The sequence below is a fragment of the Streptomyces sp. NPDC050211 genome, from assembly GCF_040656035.1.
Lineage (GTDB): Bacteria > Actinomycetota > Actinomycetes > Streptomycetales > Streptomycetaceae > Streptomyces.
Genome location: NZ_JBFALC010000009.1, coordinates 30,672 through 46,702 on the forward strand (window position 1 = coordinate 30,672; position 16,031 = coordinate 46,702).

The 16,031-nt window shown below is 70.6% G+C and carries 17 protein-coding genes; 8 read left to right on the plus strand and 9 right to left on the minus strand.

What is annotated here, in order from left to right:
• The first annotated feature begins 40 nt into the window (after positions 1-40).
• Positions 41-424 carry a VOC family protein gene (locus AB0I98_RS11835; RefSeq protein ID WP_362938981.1) on the plus strand — a complete coding sequence of 128 codons (384 nt, stop codon included), beginning with the start codon at positions 41-43 and terminating at the stop codon, positions 422-424.
• A gap of 23 nt (positions 425-447) precedes the next feature.
• On the opposite strand, the gene AB0I98_RS11840 is transcribed toward AB0I98_RS11835, so the two are convergent.
• The gene (locus AB0I98_RS11840; RefSeq protein ID WP_362939513.1) at positions 448-1,362 is read right to left on the minus strand and encodes a DUF5829 family protein; all 915 of its coding nucleotides are present in this window, start codon (positions 1,360-1,362) and stop codon (positions 448-450) included.
• Positions 1,363-1,455: 93 nt separating this feature from the next.
• Entirely contained in the window at positions 1,456-2,046 is a 591-nt protein-coding gene (locus AB0I98_RS11845) for a DUF4291 domain-containing protein (protein ID WP_362938984.1), read from the minus strand.
• 187 nt (positions 2,047-2,233) lie between these two features.
• Here AB0I98_RS11845 and msrA point away from each other — a divergent pair, with 187 nt between their 5' ends.
• Positions 2,234-2,746 (plus strand): peptide-methionine (S)-S-oxide reductase MsrA, encoded by a 513-nt coding sequence (gene msrA, locus AB0I98_RS11850; protein ID WP_210577032.1) that lies wholly within the window; start codon positions 2,234-2,236, stop codon positions 2,744-2,746.
• 44 nt (positions 2,747-2,790) lie between these two features.
• Here the strand turns inward: msrA and AB0I98_RS11855 are convergent, their stop codons facing one another.
• Entirely contained in the window at positions 2,791-3,909 is a 1,119-nt protein-coding gene (locus AB0I98_RS11855; RefSeq protein ID WP_362938987.1) for a hypothetical protein, read from the minus strand.
• 169 nt (positions 3,910-4,078) lie between these two features.
• On the opposite strand from AB0I98_RS11855, the gene AB0I98_RS11860 reads away from it, so the two are divergent.
• The gene (locus AB0I98_RS11860; RefSeq protein WP_362938991.1) at positions 4,079-5,236 is read left to right on the plus strand and encodes a cystathionine gamma-synthase; all 1,158 of its coding nucleotides are present in this window, start codon (positions 4,079-4,081) and stop codon (positions 5,234-5,236) included.
• A 230-nt stretch (positions 5,237-5,466) separates the two neighbouring features.
• Here AB0I98_RS11860 and AB0I98_RS11865 read toward each other — a convergent pair whose 3' ends face one another.
• The 3 genes from AB0I98_RS11865 to AB0I98_RS11875 form a co-directional block, all read right to left on the minus strand.
• A complete protein-coding gene (locus tag AB0I98_RS11865) occupies positions 5,467-5,715 on the minus strand; it encodes a hypothetical protein (protein ID WP_362938994.1) in 249 nt (82 codons plus the stop codon).
• Positions 5,712-6,215 (minus strand): sigma factor-like helix-turn-helix DNA-binding protein, encoded by a 504-nt coding sequence (locus AB0I98_RS11870; protein WP_362938997.1) that lies wholly within the window; start codon positions 6,213-6,215, stop codon positions 5,712-5,714. The genes AB0I98_RS11865 and AB0I98_RS11870 overlap by 4 nt, the downstream gene beginning before the upstream one ends.
• 115 nt (positions 6,216-6,330) lie before the next feature.
• A complete protein-coding gene (locus AB0I98_RS11875) occupies positions 6,331-6,837 on the minus strand; it encodes a MarR family transcriptional regulator (protein WP_362939516.1) in 507 nt (168 codons plus the stop codon).
• 163 nt (positions 6,838-7,000) lie between these two features.
• Here AB0I98_RS11875 and ilvA point away from each other — a divergent pair, with 163 nt between their 5' ends.
• The 3 genes from ilvA to AB0I98_RS11890 all read left to right on the plus strand — a co-directional run bounded on the left by ilvA (position 7,001) and on the right by AB0I98_RS11890 (position 10,278).
• Positions 7,001-8,230: a threonine ammonia-lyase gene (gene ilvA / locus AB0I98_RS11880; RefSeq protein ID WP_362939000.1), complete on the plus strand. Its 1,230-nt coding sequence runs from the start codon at positions 7,001-7,003 to the stop codon at positions 8,228-8,230.
• Between the two features lie 195 nt (positions 8,231-8,425).
• The gene (locus tag AB0I98_RS11885) at positions 8,426-9,436 is read left to right on the plus strand and encodes an ATP-binding cassette domain-containing protein (RefSeq protein ID WP_362939003.1); all 1,011 of its coding nucleotides are present in this window, start codon (positions 8,426-8,428) and stop codon (positions 9,434-9,436) included.
• Entirely contained in the window at positions 9,433-10,278 is an 846-nt protein-coding gene (locus tag AB0I98_RS11890) for an ABC transporter permease (RefSeq protein WP_362939006.1), read from the plus strand. The genes AB0I98_RS11885 and AB0I98_RS11890 overlap by 4 nt, the downstream gene beginning before the upstream one ends.
• 91 nt (positions 10,279-10,369) lie before the next feature.
• On the opposite strand, the gene greA is transcribed toward AB0I98_RS11890, so the two are convergent.
• Both greA and AB0I98_RS11900 read right to left on the minus strand, forming a co-directional pair.
• Complete coding sequence (gene greA, locus AB0I98_RS11895) at positions 10,370-10,870, minus strand: transcription elongation factor GreA (protein ID WP_210577039.1); 501 nt, start codon at positions 10,868-10,870, stop codon at positions 10,370-10,372.
• 168 nt (positions 10,871-11,038) lie between these two features.
• Entirely contained in the window at positions 11,039-11,437 is a 399-nt protein-coding gene (locus tag AB0I98_RS11900; protein ID WP_362939009.1) for a DUF4307 domain-containing protein, read from the minus strand.
• A 142-nt stretch (positions 11,438-11,579) separates the two neighbouring features.
• Between AB0I98_RS11900 and mca the strand changes: the two genes are divergently transcribed.
• Both mca and AB0I98_RS11910 read left to right on the plus strand, forming a co-directional pair.
• A complete protein-coding gene (gene mca, locus AB0I98_RS11905; RefSeq protein ID WP_362939519.1) occupies positions 11,580-12,440 on the plus strand; it encodes a mycothiol conjugate amidase Mca in 861 nt (286 codons plus the stop codon).
• Positions 12,433-12,681 (plus strand): hypothetical protein, encoded by a 249-nt coding sequence (locus AB0I98_RS11910; protein ID WP_362939012.1) that lies wholly within the window; start codon positions 12,433-12,435, stop codon positions 12,679-12,681. Before mca ends, AB0I98_RS11910 begins: the two co-directional genes overlap by 8 nt.
• Positions 12,682-12,762: 81 nt before the next feature.
• On the opposite strand, the gene AB0I98_RS11915 is transcribed toward AB0I98_RS11910, so the two are convergent.
• Positions 12,763-15,963: a tetratricopeptide repeat protein gene (locus AB0I98_RS11915; RefSeq protein ID WP_362939015.1), complete on the minus strand. Its 3,201-nt coding sequence runs from the start codon at positions 15,961-15,963 to the stop codon at positions 12,763-12,765.
• Between the last annotated feature and the right edge of the window lie 68 nt (positions 15,964-16,031).

Below are 16,031 nucleotides of genomic sequence, written 5' to 3' on the forward strand. Positions count from 1 at the left end.
TGCGTGAGACTGCGTGAGGTGGCTTGAGGAGGCCCACACGATGACTGTCGAGCTGAACCACACCATCGTCGCCGCACACGACAAGAAGGCCTCGGCCCGGTTTCTTGCCGACATCTTGGGATTGGAAGTCGGCCCGCCGTACGGCCCGTTCATCCCCGTCGCGATCCCCAACGGCGTGACGCTCGACTACATGGACACGTCCGGAGAGATCACACCCCAGCACTACGCGTTCCTGGTCTCCGAGGACGACTTCGACACGATCTTCGCCCGCATCCAGAACGCCGGCCTGCCCCACTGGGCGGACCCGCACCACACCCGCCCCGGCGAGATCAACCACAACGACGGCGGCCGCGGCACCTACTTCGACGACCCGAACGGCCACAACCTGGAGATCATCACGCGGCCGTACGGGAGCGGGGGTTGAGGCGTACGGCAGCGCGGACGCCGCTACTCGGCGTCGCCGAAGTTCCACACGGCGCGGCCCCCCGGGCCGACGACGAGCGTCGACCGCCCGATGCGTTCTTCGTGCCGGTGACCCACGGGCCGGTTGAGTGACATCTCGACCTGCCGCAGTCCTACGTCCTCGCGCGGGACGGCGTCGAACCGGATCGTGGTCCCGCCGCCCTTGGCCAGGACACCGCCGCCGGTCACCGGCTTGACCACGAACCCGCCGGCCCGCAGCAACGGCACCGTGGCGGCGAGATCGCGTGCGGTGACCGCCAGCCGGACCGAGGTCACATCACGCATCAGACGGTCGCGGTAGCCGTCGGACAGATAGCGCTCACGGCCGACGTCACCGGGGTGCGCGGCCGGCTCGGTGTTGCTGCGCGGGTCGGCGAAGTACTCCGGCAGATACTCCATCCCCCAGGCGCCGAAGGCGTCGTACTCGGTCGTCGTGAAGACGGCGTCGAACCACGGCACCGGTACGCCGTCCCCGAAGTCACGCGTCTGCCGGAACTCGACCGGCTCGGCGACGCCCTGCTCCCGCAGCCGCTCGGTCACTGTCGGCAGATCCCCGGTCCGCTCGGTCGACACACCCATCCCGGCGGAGCCGAAGCTGCCGTCCTGGCCGGGCAGATCGCCCACCCCGAACAGCTCGAGATAGGTCTCGCGCCCCATCAGATAGCGACCGGTCCAGGTGACCCCGCCGGCACCGGTCGTCGTACGGACCTGGAAGTTGGCGAAGTCCCGCAGATAGGCCGAGTGCTCGATGGCGTCGGCGGTCTCCCGGTCGAGCACACCGTAGGCGTGGTTGTAGAACAGCAACTGTCGCTCTGCCCCTGGCCGGTCGTCCTCGGCCTGCGCCATCCCCGCACTCCCCTGGATCGCCGTCACAAGCGCCACGGCCAACACCATCACCATTCGCACCATACGGCGAAGCAGCATGCGAGCGATCGTAGGCCGGAGCCTCGGCGTCCGCTGCGACGCCGACAAAAATGCCGGAGCACGGTGCTCTCAGCGCAGGTGCCCCATGAGGTCGTCTCCCGCCGGATACGACCGCTCCTCGGGCAGCCGTCGTGCCGCGGAGTCCAGGTCGCCACTGCTGACAAGCGCGTGGATCTCACGGGCGAGCGGAGTCACGTCGCTGATGGAGACCGTCCACTCGTCCGCGTAACGTCGCACGGCCTCCCCGGAGAGCCCGAGTTGCAGCGAGCGGTGCGGCAGGGGCCGCAGGCGCAGATCACGCTCGGGGTCCCACTGGACGCGGGTCGGCGCATGCTTCAACTGGCGTTGCCAGGTGTCGCGGTCGGTGTGCAGGCCACGTGTGTAACTCGACAGGCACGCATGGCGCAGGGCCCACTCGAAGCCGTCGCGCGTGATCTCGACAGCAAGAACGGTTTCCTGCCCCGCCTTCGTGGCCCAGCCGCAGCGGTACATCATCCACAGGAACGACGGTTTGATCCACGTCATGCGGTCCCGCTTCCATGCGGCGGGGAAACGGCCCTGGCGAACCGCGGGCACGCCGATCTCGGGGGTGTACGCCTGGTAGACGGTGATCGTGGTTGCCGTGTGGAGCGCGCGGACGCTGTGCTGCGGTTCTTCCATGCAGCACAGGGTGAAGGGGATGGCCCCACGTCGGCCATTGATTTTCCGGCTGCCGCGAGGCCGGTCGGACGGGTACGGAATCGCTGGGAACTCTGCCGCGTTGAGGCGGGTGGGTAGGGGATGCCGGTGGTGTGCGCGCCGAGCTGCCGCCCGAGTGACCGAGCTGACCGATATGAGAGGGGTCGCAATGGCTTCGCAGACGCAGAGGGCCGTGCTGGCGGGCGGATGCTTCTGGGGGATGCAGGACCTGATCCGCCGGCTCCCGGGCGTGACGGCGACCCGGGTCGGATACACCGGGGGTGACGTGCCGAACGCGACGTACCGCAACCATGGCACGCACGCGGAGGCCATCGAGATCCTTTTCGACCCCGAGAAGACCGACTTCCGTGCGCTCCTGGAGTTCTTCTTCCAGATCCACGACCCGAGCACCAAGAACCGTCAGGGCAACGACATCGGCCTCAGCTACCGCTCGGCGATCTACTACGTGGACGACGAGCAGAAGCGGATCGCCGAGGACACGATCGCGGACGTGGACGCCTCCGGACTGTGGCCGGGCAAGGTCGTCACCGAGGTGGAGCCGGTCGGCCCCTTCTGGGAGGCCGAGCCCGAGCACCAGGACTACCTGGAGCGCTACCCCGACGGCTACACCTGCCACTTCCCGCGCCCGGGATGGCGGCTCCCCGCCCGCGCGGAGGGCTGACCGCGCGAGGCGGCCCGGAAGCGGCCCGGAAGCGGGCGGCGGCTTCAGTGCGGCAGCGTCGCCGGGCTGCCGCCGTTCGCCTCGTACCCCGCGACCGCCAGCGCGCGGTACACCGCGAACTCGGCCGCCGGGTCGGGGGACAGGGTCCAGGGCAGGGCGCCGACGTGGCCGTCGACGTGTATCAGCTGGTTCATCGCCTCGGCCCAGCGCTCGGAGCGGACCAGGAAGAAGACCAGAAGGTGGCGGACGTGGGCCAGCATCGGGTCGTCGGGGCGGGCCGCGTGGACGGCGAAGAGCGCGCCGTGGACCGCCTTCGTCACGACCTCGCTCTGGTAGAAGCCGCTGACCAGGTTCACCTCGGGCAGGTGCTCGAAGACCGCGAAGAGCGGCATCGCGGCGAGGAGAGATCCCCGCGGCGCCCGGGCCGCTGCCGCCTCCGCGAAGGACATCGCCAGCTCGCGCGAGCCGTGCCACTTCTCGCACCAGTAGTGCAGGGCGGCGAGATGCGCCCCCATGTGGGCCGGCGCGCGGTCCAGGATCTTCAGCCAGAGCTGCTCGAACTCCGCCCGGGGGTAGGCCAGTCCACGGGCCACCGACAGCTCGATGATGTACGGGATCGGATCACCGGGAGCCAGCAGCGCGGCCTCGCCGCACGCCGCCTTCGCCTCCTCCATGATGATCCGGAACTCGTCCGTGCCGGGCGCCGACGTCCGCCACGCCTGCTGCACCAGGAACTCCGCGTGCACCGCGGCGCCGCCCGCGTCCTTGGGGGCCTCGGTCCGCCACACCCGCAGCCACTGCCCGCCCGGCGTCTCGCTGACCCCGCCCGGCCGCCGGCTGAGCTCCAGCGACGCGGCGCCCGCGAAGGCCTGCACACGCTGCCAGCGCCGCTCGCCCTCCGCCTCCGTGCCCGCGAGGAGCTGCGCCGCCGCCCGGTAGTGCTGCGTGTGCTGCACCACGTCCAGGACATCCAGCAGGTCCTGGTCGGGGCCGGGCATACGGATGTCCAGCTCCTCCTGCAGTACGAACCCGTAGTTCGCGGGGTCCGCGGCGTCCGGGTGGCCCGGCGCCACCTGCTCGATCACGCCCCGCCTGCGCCGCAGGAAGGGCAGCAGCACGAAGCCGAGCAGCACCAGCGCCATCAGGACCCAGATAATCTCCATACCTCCAGCGTTCCAGACGCCGCCGACAATTGGCCAACGCGGTCCTTAGCGCCCCGCCAGGGGCGCGGGGCTGTATTCGATTTGCGGCTCCGCCGCGGGGCGCGACCAGCCACAGACGGACCCGCAGACAACACACGGCATTCCAGCGGAGCGCTTAGGCTCGGTGCCCATGAGCGACAGGCACATCAGTCAGCACTTCGAGACCCTCGCGATCCACGCGGGCAACACCGCCGATCCCCTCACCGGCGCGGTCGTCCCGCCGATCTACCAGGTCTCGACCTACAAGCAGGACGGCGTGGGCGGCCTGCGCGGCGGCTACGAGTACAGCCGCAGCGCCAATCCGACCAGGACCGCCCTGGAAGAGAACCTCGCCGCCCTGGAGGGCGGACGCCGAGGCCTCGCGTTCGCGTCCGGACTGGCGGCCGAGGACTGCCTGTTGCGTACGCTGCTCAGCCCCGGCGATCACGTGGTCATCCCCAACGACGCGTACGGCGGCACGTTCCGCCTCTTCGCCAAGGTCGTCTCCCGGTGGGGCGTGGAGTGGTCGGTCGCCGACACCAGCGACCCGGCCGCCGTACGGGCCGCGATCACCCCGAAGACCAAGGCCGTGTGGGTGGAGACCCCCTCCAACCCGCTGCTCGGCATCACCGACATCGCCGCCGTCGCCCAGATCGCCCATGACGCGGGCGCCCGGCTCGTCGTGGACAACACCTTCGCCACGCCCTATCTGCAGCAGCCGCTCTCGCTCGGCGCCGACGTCGTCGTGCACTCGCTGACCAAGTACATGGGCGGTCACTCGGACGTCGTCGGCGGCGCGCTGATCGTCGGCGACCCGGAGCTGGGCGAGGAGCTGGCGTACCACCAGAACGCGATGGGCGCGGTCGCCGGGCCCTTCGACGCGTGGCTGGTGCTGCGCGGCGCGAAGACGCTGCCGGTGCGCATGGACCGGCACAGCGAGAACGCCACCAAGGTCGCCGAGATGCTGACCCGGCACGCGCGCGTGACGCGCGTCCTCTACCCGGGCCTGGAGGACCACCCCGGTCATGAGGTCGCCGCCAAGCAGATGCGGGCGTTCGGCGGGATGGTCTCCTTCCAGGTCGAGGGCGGCGAGGAGGCGGCCGTAGAGGTCTGCAACCGCGCCAAGGTGTTCACGCTCGGCGAGTCCCTGGGCGGCGTCGAGTCGCTGATCGAGCACCCGGGCCGGATGACGCACGCGTCCGTCGCCGGCTCGGCCCTGGAGGTCCCCGCCGACCTCGTACGCCTCTCCGTGGGCATCGAGAACGTCGACGACCTCCTGGAGGACCTCCAGCAGGCGCTGGGCCGATAGGGCCTGTCCGGCGGATCATGCCGCCGTCGCGGGGTCTGGCACGCACATCTGCGGCGTTGTCGTCGGTCTCCCCCACTCTCGGCTTCGCTCGAGCGGGAGGGACCCCCACCGGCTCCGCCATGACTCCCTCCTCCGCCTTGCAGCTGCACGCACCAGACCCCGCTCACCCGTACTGACGAGGTGCCGTTCCTTGCAGCCAGCCTGATCCGCCGGACAGGCCCTAGGCCAGGTCACCAGCCCGTGAGCGGTGGGGTCGTCTCCGACGGCGGCTCCACCCACGGGCGGGCCGTCAGGGACCACACCAGGAAGGCCACCGACGCCGCGAACAGCAGCAGCCACAGCAGCCGGCGGGCCGCTGTTCTGCGGCGCAGCATGCGGCCGCCGCGGCGCACCGCATCCGCGTAGAGGTCGGGCGGGACGGGCGGCGGGGTCTGTTCCAGGAGCTGCCGTACGAGGGCTTCACGGTCGGGCCGGTTCATGACGGGGCCACCCCCGCCTCGACCACGGCCGGTGCCGGGCCCCGCGGCGGATGCAGCAGCGTCGTCGTCGCGCGGTTGCAGATCGCGCGGACCCGCTCGACGGACAGGCCGAGCAGGGCCGCCGTCTGCTCCTCGGCGACCCCCTCGTACAGCCTCAGCACCAGGATCAGCCGCTCCTGCGGCGAGAGCCGGGCCAGCGGGCTGCCGGGGTGCGGACGGGCACGGCCGAGTCCGCCGTACTGGTGCCAGGCGGCGCGGGCGAAGCGGCTGGCGAGGTACTGGCGGGTGTGGTCGTACGGGTCCTCGCCGCGCAGCCGGTCCCAGGAGGCGTAGGTGTGGGCGAGGGCCAGGGTGAGCAGGCGTCGCGCGCGGGGGTTGTCGCCCCGGGGCTCCGCCGTGAGGAGCGTGGCGGCATGCAGCAGCCGCCCTGCCGCGCCCGCCACGAACGCCTCGAACTCCCGGGCCCGGCGGGCGCCCTGGGACGCCTGCCGACTGCGCACCACGCCTCCCGCCCCTGAGGAATGACGGGGTCCGGACCGCGTACGGCGGACGAAACCGGGTACGACGACTGGCCCCGGTCTCATATGAGGCCAGGGGTGGCCCCACGGTCAAGACTCAGGAGGCCGTCGGGGGCTCCGCGCCCGGCAGGCCATGGGCGGCCATCCGCTCGGAGAGCGCGGTGTTGAAGCGGGTGAGGAGCGTGCAGAACGCCTCCCGCTCCTCCGGCGCCCAGTCGTGTGTCAGCTCGGCCATCAACTGACGCCGTGACGAGCGCACTTCCTCCAGCCGCGACAGCCCGCGCGGGGAGAGCTGGAGCACCACGGCCCGCCCGTCCTCCGGATGCGAGGTGCGCTTGACCAGCCCGGTGTCGACGAGCGGGGCCACCTGCCGGGTGACCGTGGACGAGTCGATCCCCATGCTCGCGGCGAGCGCCTTGACGCCCATCGGGCCTTCTTTGTCGAGGCGGTTGAGCAGCAGGTATGCGGCGCGGTCCATGGAGTTGCGCACCTGCCCGACGCCGCCGAGCCGGGTCTGTTCGGCACGGCGTGCGAACACCGCCACCTCGTGCTGCAGCGCGTCCAGGAGACCGCGGTCACCGACGGTCGTCATGTCCATCGACATTTCAGGTGTTGTGGGCATGGCCGGGGGCTCACTTCATGAAGGGGGTGCTGGGTTGGGGGACAGGGTACGCGGCCGGGAGGCAGGTCGTACCGGCGCTGCGCAAACCGGTCTCGGAGGTTGGTCACAGCGGTGTCCGACGGCTGTGAACTGCGATGCTTGAGTCATGAGCTACAGCACGGCTGACTCCTTGCGGCCCGTCACCCTCGACGACGTACGCGGCGCCCAGAAGATGCTCACGGGCGTGGCGCGGGTGACCGCGATGGAGGGCAGCAGGCATCTGACCCAGCTGGTCGGCGCTCCGGTGCACTTCAAGTGCGAGAACCTCCAGCGCACCGGGTCGTTCAAGCTGCGCGGCGCGTACGTCCGTATCGCCGGGCTGCTGCCGGAGGAGCGGGCCGCCGGTGTCGTCGCGGCGAGCGCGGGCAACCACGCCCAGGGAGTCGCCCTGGCCTCCTCGCTGCTCGGGGTGAGATCGACGGTGTTCATGCCGAAGGGCGCCCCGCTGCCGAAGATCAGCGCCACCCGGGAGTACGGCGCCGAGGTGCGGCTGCATGGTCAGGTGGTCGACGAGACGCTGGCCGCCGCGCAGCGCCACGCGGCCGAGACGGGCGCGGTGTTCATCCACCCCTTCGACCACCCGGACATCATCGCGGGCCAGGGCACGGTCGGGCTGGAGATCCTGGAGCAGTGCCCCGAGGTGCGCACGATCGTCGTCGGTATCGGCGGCGGCGGGCTCGCGGCCGGTATCGCGGTCGCGGTGAAGGCGCTCCGTCCCGACGTGCGGATCGTGGGCGTGCAGGCGGCGGGCGCGGCGGCGTACCCGCCCTCGCTGGCGGCGGGGCGGCCGGTGGCGGTGGAGAACCCGGCGACGATGGCCGACGGCATCAAGGTCGGGCGGCCCGGCGACGTGCCGTTCGGGATCATCGGAAATCTGGTGGACGAAGTCCGCACGGTCACCGAGGATGAGATCGCCACCGCGCTGCTGCTGTGCCTGGAGCGGGCCAAGCTGGTCGTCGAGCCGGCCGGGGCCAGCCCGGTCGCGGCGCTGCTGAGCGATCCCGGGGCCTTCGAGGGCCCGGTCGTCGCGGTGCTGTCCGGGGGGAATGTGGACCCGCTGCTGCTGCAGCGCGTGCTGCGGCACGGCATGGCGGCGCAGGGCCGCTACCTGGCTGTACGGCTGCGGTTGACGGACCGGCCGGGGGCGCTGGCAACGCTTCTGGGGGTGTTGTCAGTGGTGGACGCTAACGTCCTCGATGTGAGCCACGCACGGACCGATCCACGGCTCGGGCTCACGGAGGCGGAGGTCGAACTGCATCTGGAGACGAAGGGCACGGCGCACTGCGCCGAGGTCGGCCAGGCCCTGCGCGAGGCGGGCTACACGGTCATCGACTGAGGTCGCAGCGGTCGCTCACTCGGCCGAGTCAATCCTCTTGAGAGACGCGATACATCGCGTTATGGTGTGTCTCGGGTCACTCGCCGGGCGCCTGTCAGTCATCCAACAGGCGGAACGAAAGGCGCAAACCCCGTCTCCCCGAAGAACGTGAACTGACGATTTCCTGACCTGTCCCCAACGACGTGGAGAACTCACATGCCAGGCGCCATCTATGCCGAAGGCCTGGTGAAGACCTTCGGTGACGTAAGGGCACTGGACGGCGTCGACCTCGATGTCCCCGAGGGCACGGTGCTGGGCCTGCTCGGGCCGAACGGCGCGGGCAAGACGACGACCGTCCGCTGTCTGACGACCCTGCTGCGCCCCGACAGCGGTTCGGCGGTCGTCGCGGGCATCGACGTGCTCAAGCACCCCGACGCCGTGCGCCGCTCGATCGGCCTGTCCGGCCAGTTCGCGGCGGTCGACGAATACCTGACCGGCCGCGAGAACCTCCAGATGGTCGGCCAGCTCTACCAGATGAAGGCCAAGGCGGCGAAGGTCCGGGCCGCCGAGCTGCTCGAGCAGTTCAACCTCGCGGACGCCGCCGACCGGACCGCGAAGACCTACTCCGGAGGCATGCGCCGCCGCCTCGACCTCGCGGCCGCCCTGGTCGTCTCGCCGCCCGTGATGTTCATGGACGAGCCGACGACCGGCCTCGACCCGCGCAACCGCCAGCAGCTGTGGGAGGTCATCAAACAGCTCGTCTCCGGCGGTACGACGCTGCTGCTGACCACCCAGTATCTGGAGGAGGCCGACCACCTCGCGCACGAGATCGCGGTGGTCGACCACGGCCATGTCATCGCCCGCGGCACCGCCGACCAGCTCAAGGCCCGCACCGGCGGCGAGCGCGTCGAGGTCGTGGTGCACGAGCGCGACGACATCGCGACCGCCGTCCAGGTGCTCACCGGCTTCGGCAAGGGCGAGACCACCGTCGAGGAGCACACCCGCAAGCTCACCGTGCCCGTCACCGGCGGCGCCAAGCTGCTCGCCGAGATCATCCGCGAACTGGACACCCGCGGTGTCGAGATCGACGACATCGGCCTGCGCCGGCCCACCCTCGACGACGTGTTCCTGTCCCTCACCGGCCATGTGGCAGAGGTCAAGGACGAAGAGGATGGCACGGCGGCCAACCCCAAGGACCGCCGGCAGAAGAAGGAGACAGCCAAGTGAGCGCCGTCACCGACGCCGCGCCCGTCGCGGCGCCCACCCACCCCATCGGCCAGTCCATCCGGGACTCGCTGGTCGTCGGCAAACGCAATCTGATCCGGATGTCCCGGATCCCCGAGATGGTGATCTTCGGGCTGATCCAGCCGATCATGTTCGTGGTCATGTTCAGCTATGTGTTCGGCGGCTCCATGAACATCGGCGGCACCACGGACCCCGGTGTCTACCGCGAGTTCCTGATGGCCGGCATCTTCGCCCAGACCGTCACGTTCGCCACCGCGGGCGCGGGGGCGGGCATCGCCGACGACATGCACAAGGGGCTCATCGACCGCTTCCGCTCCCTGCCCATGGCGCGGGGCGCGGTGCTGACCGGGCGGACCTTCGCCGACCTGGTGCAGACGGCGCTCACGCTGCTCGTGCTCGCGGTCGTCGCCCTGCTGGTCGGCTGGCGTACCCACACCAACATCGGCGAGGTGCTCGGCGCCTTCGGGCTGCTGCTCCTGCTCGGCTACGCGTTCACCTGGATCGGCGCCTTGATCGGCCTCTCCGTGAGCACGCCCGAGGCGGCCACCTCCGGCGGACTGATCTGGCTCTTCCCGGTCACGTTCATCTCGAACGCGTTCGTGGACTCCAGCAGGCTGACGCCCTGGCTGCAGCACGTGGCCGACTGGAACCCCTTCAGCGCCACGGTCCAGGCCTGCCGGGAGCTCTTCGGCAACCCGGGGGTCTCCACCTCGGACGCCTGGCCCATGCAGCACCCGGTGTGGGCGTCGCTGATCTACTCGGTCCTGATCATCGTCGTCTTCCGGACGCTGGCGGTGCGCAAGTACCGCTCGGCCACCGCCTGATGACAAGGCCCCCGGCGCCGCAGGGCAGCCGGGGGCTCGTCGGACATCCGGTCCTGAAAGTATCCGGTCCTGAGGGGGCGATCCGGCCGGGTCAGCCGCTGTACGGCTCGGCCTTGAGGATCGTCACGGAGGCCTTCTTGCCGTTCGGCAGCTCGTACTCCGCGTCCTCGCCGACCTTGTGGCCGATCACGCCGGAACCCAGCGGGGACTGCGGGGAGTACGTCTCGATGTCGGAACTGGCGTACTCGCGCGAGGCAAGCAGGAAGGTCGTCGTGTCGTCCTCGTCGCCGTCGAAGGCGATCGTGACGACCATGCCGGGCGCCACCGCACCGTCCGCCGAGGTCGGTGCCTCGCCGACCTTGGCGTTCTCCAGGAGCTGGGTCAGCTGGCGCACACGGAGCTCCTGCTTGCCCTGCTCCTCCTTGGCCGCGTGGTACCCGCCGTTCTCACGCAGGTCGCCCTCCTCGCGCGCGGCGGCGATCTTGGCGGCGATCTCCGTGCGCGCAGGACCAGACAGGTACTCCAGCTCTGCCTTGAGCTGGTTGTACGCCTCCTGGGTCAGCCAGGTGACGTTCTCGCTGGTCTGGGTCACAGGTGCTCCTCGTCGGTACTGGGAATACAAAGCATCGCCCTACCCAGAAGAATGTTCCTTCACGGATGGGCGAAACCACGAGCCTAACAATTCAGCGGCGGAAGGGGGAGGACATAAGCCATCAGAATCACGTCAACGCAGGTCAGCCACTACGTATTCCGGCTGATCTCAGTCGGCGTGGCAGCCCAGCAGCTCCGCCGTGGTGCCCGGCGAGGTGGTACGGAGCGTGACTACCCTGTCGATGCGTGTGGCGTCCCCGTCGAAGTGGAAGTCCGCCCGGCCGACCTCGGCGCCGTTCTCCGCCTGAGAGCGCACCGTGCAGTAGCCGCTGGCACCGGCGTCCTTACGGACCTCCAGATGCACCTGCACCGAGTTCTTCGACTGCTCGAACTCGATCACTTCAGCACTGATCTTGTTCTGGCCGACGTAGTAGTAGGCGAAATACCCGATCAGGGCGACCAGCGCCACCCCGAGCACGATGGCGGCGACCCTGAGCCTGCCGTCGGCACGCTCGTCCGAGGAGCGGCCGTAACGGCCCTCGGGCAGCCGCGTGCTCGCCGTACTCATGATCGTCCTCTCGGCAGGACCGGAGCGCCGGAATTTTTCGCCCCCATCGTCGGTCACTATAGAAGCCGCCGATCGCGCCCTCCCACACCGGGCCGGGCGCCGACTGACGAGGATTTGAGTCTTGACTGACCAGCTGCGACTGATGGCCGTCCACGCCCACCCCGACGACGAGTCGAGCAAGGGTGCGGCCACGATGGCGAAGTACGTGTCCGAGGGGGTGGACGTGCTGGTGGTGACCTGCACGGGCGGGGAGCGCGGCTCCATCCTCAATCCGAAGCTCCAGGGGGACAAGTACATCGAGGAACACATCCACGAGGTACGCAAGAAGGAGATGGACGAGGCCCGGGAGATCCTCGGCGTGAAGCAGGAGTGGCTCGGCTTCGTCGACTCCGGCCTGCCCGAGGGCGACCCGCTGCCGCCCCTTCCCGAGGGCTGCTTCGCCCTGGAGGACGTCGACAAGGCGGCCGGTGAGCTGGTGAAGCAGATCCGCTCGTTCCGTCCCCAGGTCATCACGACGTACGACGAGAACGGCGGCTATCCGCACCCCGACCACATCATGACCCACAAGATCTCGATGGTGGCGTTCGAGGGCGCGGGGGACGCCGAGAAGTACCCGGAGCAGGAGTTCGGCCCGGTGTACCAGCCGCGGAAGCTCTACTACAACCAGGGCTTCAACCGCCCCCGCACCGAGGCGCTGCACCAGGCCATGCTCGACCGCGGCATGGAGTCGCCCTACGGCGACTGGCTCAAGCGCTGGGACGAGTTCGGCATGAAGCAGCGCACGCTCACCACGCACGTCCCCTGCGGTGACTTCTACGAGATCCGCGACAAGGCCCTGATCGCGCACGCCACGCAGATCGACCCCGACGGCGGCTGGTTCAAGGTGCCGCTGGAGCTCCAGAGGGAGGTCTGGCCGACGGAGGAGTACGAGCTCGCGAAGTCCCTCGTCGATACCTCCCTCCCCGAGGACGACCTCTTCGCGGGCATCCGCGACAATGCCTGACATGAGCGCAAGCGCAAGCCTGGCAATGACACAGCTCGCCACCCTCGCGAAGGAGGTGGACGAGGACAAGGTGACCCCCGGGGTCCTCGGGTTCATCGTCTTCGCGGTGATGGCTCTGGCCGTGTGGGGTCTGATGAAGTCGATGAACCGCCACATGGGCAAGGTCGACTTCGAGGAGGCCAAGGGGGCGGGGACGCCGGAGGCCTCCTCGGCCGACCCCAAGGCCGAGCAGCGGGGCTGACGGGCGCTCCGCGGAAGTGCCGGTATAGGCGGTCGATCGTCTGCGGATCCGTCGTGGCTGGTCGCGCAGTTCCCCGTGCCCCTAACGGGGCGCGGGCACAGCGACTCCCATGACCTCCCGCGCATGCCTCCCCGGCACCATCCCCAGCCGCCAGGCCTGCCAGCCGGCCTCGAGGTTGACGCCTCGCTCCAGTAGCAGCGCATACGCCTCGACGTAGTCGTCCAGCTTCTCGTCCCGGGCCGAGTGACCCGAGTGGGACAGCTGTGCCAGCTCCTCCTGAGCCACAGCCGTCCCGACCTCCACCCCGCCCGGGGCGGCGTACGGCAGGAGCGTGCAGCGCAGGAAGCGGGCCCAGTCCTCGCCGCGGCGATCGCCGTACGACGTGAACAGCCCGACCGCCTCGTCGCACAACGCCAGCGCCTGCGCCGTACGCGTGTTGCCCGCGTCCACCACCGCCAGCTCCAGGCAGGTCCACGCCTCCCCGTGGGCGACCCCGATGCGCTGGAAGTCGGCGCGGGCGTCCACCAGCAGCTGTCGGGCGAACCCCGAGTTCCTGAGCGACCCCGTCTGCGCGGCCCGCTGATCACGGGTGGCCCGCGCCGAGTGGTGCCGTGCGCAGGCGAGCCCGTAGACATCGCGCATCCGGGAGAACATCGTCCGGGAGCGCTCCAGTTCACGGACCGCGAGGTCCAGGTTGCCGGTCTCCTCCAGGGCCTGGCCGAGGTAGTACACCGACCAGGCCTCACCCCGGGCGTCCTCGTTGTCCCGGTGCCGGGCCGCCGCCTGGCGGAGCCGGTCCACCGCCTGCGACGGGTCGCCGGCGACGAGACGGGCGCGGGCCAGCTGGGTCAGGGCCCACGCCTCGCCGCGGGCGTCGCGGGTACGGCCGTAGAGATCGAGGGCCGTGGACAGTTCCGACTCCGCGCGCGGTACGTCGCCCATGCGCAGCGCCAGCTGGCCGAGCTGGAAGTGGGCCCACGCCTCGCCGTGCACCGACTCGCCGGCGCGGTGCAGGACGAGGGACTCGTTCAGCAGCTCCAGGGCCTGGGACAGATGCGCCCGGTCCCGTTCCACCGCCGCCAGCGCGTGCATCGTCCAGGCCCGGTCCGTCGCCAGCTCGGGAGAGGCCTGGAGCTCCAGGGCCTCCCGGAGCTTCGCCGCGGCCTCGATCAGGTTGCCCTGGTGGTGGAGCGTGATGCCGAGGGAGCACAGCGCGCGGGCCGCGCCCGCGTCGTGATGCGCCTCCATGTAGAGGTCGACCACCGAGGCGAGGGTGGTGCGCGCCTTGTCCAGCTCGCCCAGCTGACGGGCCGCGATACCGGTGCGCCACTGCACCGAGCGGACCAGCAGGCCCTGGTCGACGGCCTGCGCCAGCTCGCTGATCTCGCCCAGGCGGTAGAGGTCGCCGCGCAGCAGGCAGTAGTCGCACAGCGCGCCCAGCAGATTGAGCACCGCCGCCTGATTGACGCCCTCCGCGTGCCGCAGCGCCGCCGTGATGAAGCTCGACTCGTCGTCCAGCCAGCGCAGCGCGTCGTCGAGGGAGGTGAAACCGTGCGGGCTGAAGCGGTCCGAGCGGGTCGACATGTTGCCGTCGACCAGGCGCAGCACCGAGTCGGCGAGGTCGGCGTAGTTCACGATCAGCCGTTCCTGCGCCGCCGTACGCTCGGCGGGTTCCTCCTCGTCGAGGAGCCGGGCCTGGGCGAAGGCGCGGACCAGGTCGTGCAGGCGGTAGCGGTTGCCGCGTACATGGTCGATGAGGCCCGCGTCGGAGAGAGTGACCAGGTGCCGGGTCGCCTCCGCCTCGTCCGTGGCCAGCAGCGCCGCGGCCGCCGCCGCGCCCAGCGAGGCACGGCCCGCCAGCGCGAGCCGACGCAGCAGCCTGCGCGCCATCTCGGGCTGGTCGGTGTAGCGCAGCCACAGCACGCGCTCGACCGGTTCCACCGGGCCGTACGCCCCCAGGTCCGCCGCCAGCCGGCGCGGTGAGCGCGGGCCGAGCGAGGAGCCCGCGATCCGCAGCGCGAGCGGCAGCCCGCCGCACAACTCCCGTACCTGGTCGGCGGATTCGGCATCATACGGACCCGAGGCGTCCTGCGCCGTCGCGCCCAGCAACTCCTCCGCGCCCGCCGCGTCCAGCGCCTCCACCGGCAGCTGATGCACCCAGGCCGGCAGATCCGCGGGCAGGTCCAGCGACGTGCGGGCGGTGACCAGGACCAGGCTGTCGGAGCGCTCCGGGATCAGCGTGCGGACCTGCTCGGGGTCCGAGGCGTCATCGAGTACGACGGTGACGGGCAGGCCCGTCAGATGCTGGTGGTACAGCTCGGTCAGCCGCTTGAGGTGCTGGTCGGGAGAGGAGCGCTCGCGGAACAGCAGCTGCTCGCGCGGGGCGCCGAGACGATTCAGCAGATGCAGCAGGGCGTCCCGCGTCGACAGCGGCGACTCCTCCGGGCTGTCGCCCCGCAGATCCACCACGCACGCCCCGCGGAACTGGTCCTTCAGGTCGTGCGCCGCACGGATCGCGAGTGCGCTGCGGCCGCTGCCGGGCGCCCCGTGCAGCACGACCACCGTCGGCCGGGTCTGCGTACTCGCGCGGGCCGCCTGCACCCACTGCCGGATCCGCGCCATCTCCGCCCGCCGGCCCGCGAACGGACCGTCCGGCTCCGGCAGTTGCCCGAAGGACTGCTCCAGCACGCTCCGTCCACGTGCCGCCGCGCTCTTGTCCGTGCCGCGCAGCTGCGGCCCCTTCTTCTTCGGTCCCGTGGACGCGGTGATCACCCGTTGCTGATCGAGCCACGGACGGATACCGCGCACCTCCAGCGCCGTCAGCCACTGCAGCCGCAGCTGCTCGGGCCCGCCCGGCTGACCGACCTCACCCGCGCGACGATGCGCGGCCGGCAGATGCGACCCGGCGACCTTCACGACGGTGGCCGCCGCGCCGACGACCCCCGCGGCCACACCGGCACCCACCGCCGTCCCCGCATCCGTGCCGAGCGCCAGGTCGGCCACCGCGGCGGCGACCGCGGCGACCCCGGCCACCATCAGCGGCGTACCGCCGCCCTCCCGCGCATACCGCTTCCCGAACCCGATCTGCCCGGCCTCTGCCTCGTCCAGCGCACGCGTATAGGCCTCGTACTCCTCCGCGGCCTTCTGCGCCATGGCATCCAGTTCCGCACGCGCCCGCGACAACAGCACCTGACCGTCGGTACGGCCGCCCGAACGCCGTACCTCTTCCTCCACGGCCCGTGCCAACAGCCGCTCGGCATCCGCCCGGTGGCTGTCCCGCATGTCATGTCCCCCTCCGGCGGCAATGGTTCTTGGTCAAGTGTGCTGCGGACCGGGCTTGAGCGCGAGAG

Bases quoted from the DNA above. Each gene is read 5' to 3' on its own strand.
- AB0I98_RS11860 (WP_362938991.1), top strand. From the start codon at position 4,079: ATGAGCGACAGGCACATCAGTCAGCACTTCGAGACCCTCGCGATCCAC.
- AB0I98_RS11855 (WP_362938987.1), bottom strand. From the start codon at position 3,909: ATGGAGATTATCTGGGTCCTGATGGCGCTGGTGCTGCTCGGCTTCGTG.
- msrA (WP_210577032.1), top strand. From the start codon at position 2,234: ATGGCTTCGCAGACGCAGAGGGCCGTGCTGGCGGGCGGATGCTTCTGG.
- AB0I98_RS11910 (WP_362939012.1), top strand. From the start codon at position 12,433: ATGCCTGACATGAGCGCAAGCGCAAGCCTGGCAATGACACAGCTCGCC.
- AB0I98_RS11900 (WP_362939009.1), bottom strand. From the start codon at position 11,437: ATGAGTACGGCGAGCACGCGGCTGCCCGAGGGCCGTTACGGCCGCTCC.
- AB0I98_RS11865 (WP_362938994.1), bottom strand. From the start codon at position 5,715: ATGAACCGGCCCGACCGTGAAGCCCTCGTACGGCAGCTCCTGGAACAG.
- AB0I98_RS11835 (WP_362938981.1), top strand. From the start codon at position 41: ATGACTGTCGAGCTGAACCACACCATCGTCGCCGCACACGACAAGAAG.
- AB0I98_RS11875 (WP_362939516.1), bottom strand. From the start codon at position 6,837: ATGTCGATGGACATGACGACCGTCGGTGACCGCGGTCTCCTGGACGCG.
- mca (WP_362939519.1), top strand. From the start codon at position 11,580: ATGGCCGTCCACGCCCACCCCGACGACGAGTCGAGCAAGGGTGCGGCC.
- AB0I98_RS11915 (WP_362939015.1), bottom strand. From the start codon at position 15,963: ATGCGGGACAGCCACCGGGCGGATGCCGAGCGGCTGTTGGCACGGGCC.
- ilvA (WP_362939000.1), top strand. From the start codon at position 7,001: ATGAGCTACAGCACGGCTGACTCCTTGCGGCCCGTCACCCTCGACGAC.
- AB0I98_RS11840 (WP_362939513.1), bottom strand. From the start codon at position 1,362: ATGGTGATGGTGTTGGCCGTGGCGCTTGTGACGGCGATCCAGGGGAGT.
- AB0I98_RS11885 (WP_362939003.1), top strand. From the start codon at position 8,426: ATGCCAGGCGCCATCTATGCCGAAGGCCTGGTGAAGACCTTCGGTGAC.
- AB0I98_RS11845 (WP_362938984.1), bottom strand. From the start codon at position 2,046: ATGGAAGAACCGCAGCACAGCGTCCGCGCGCTCCACACGGCAACCACG.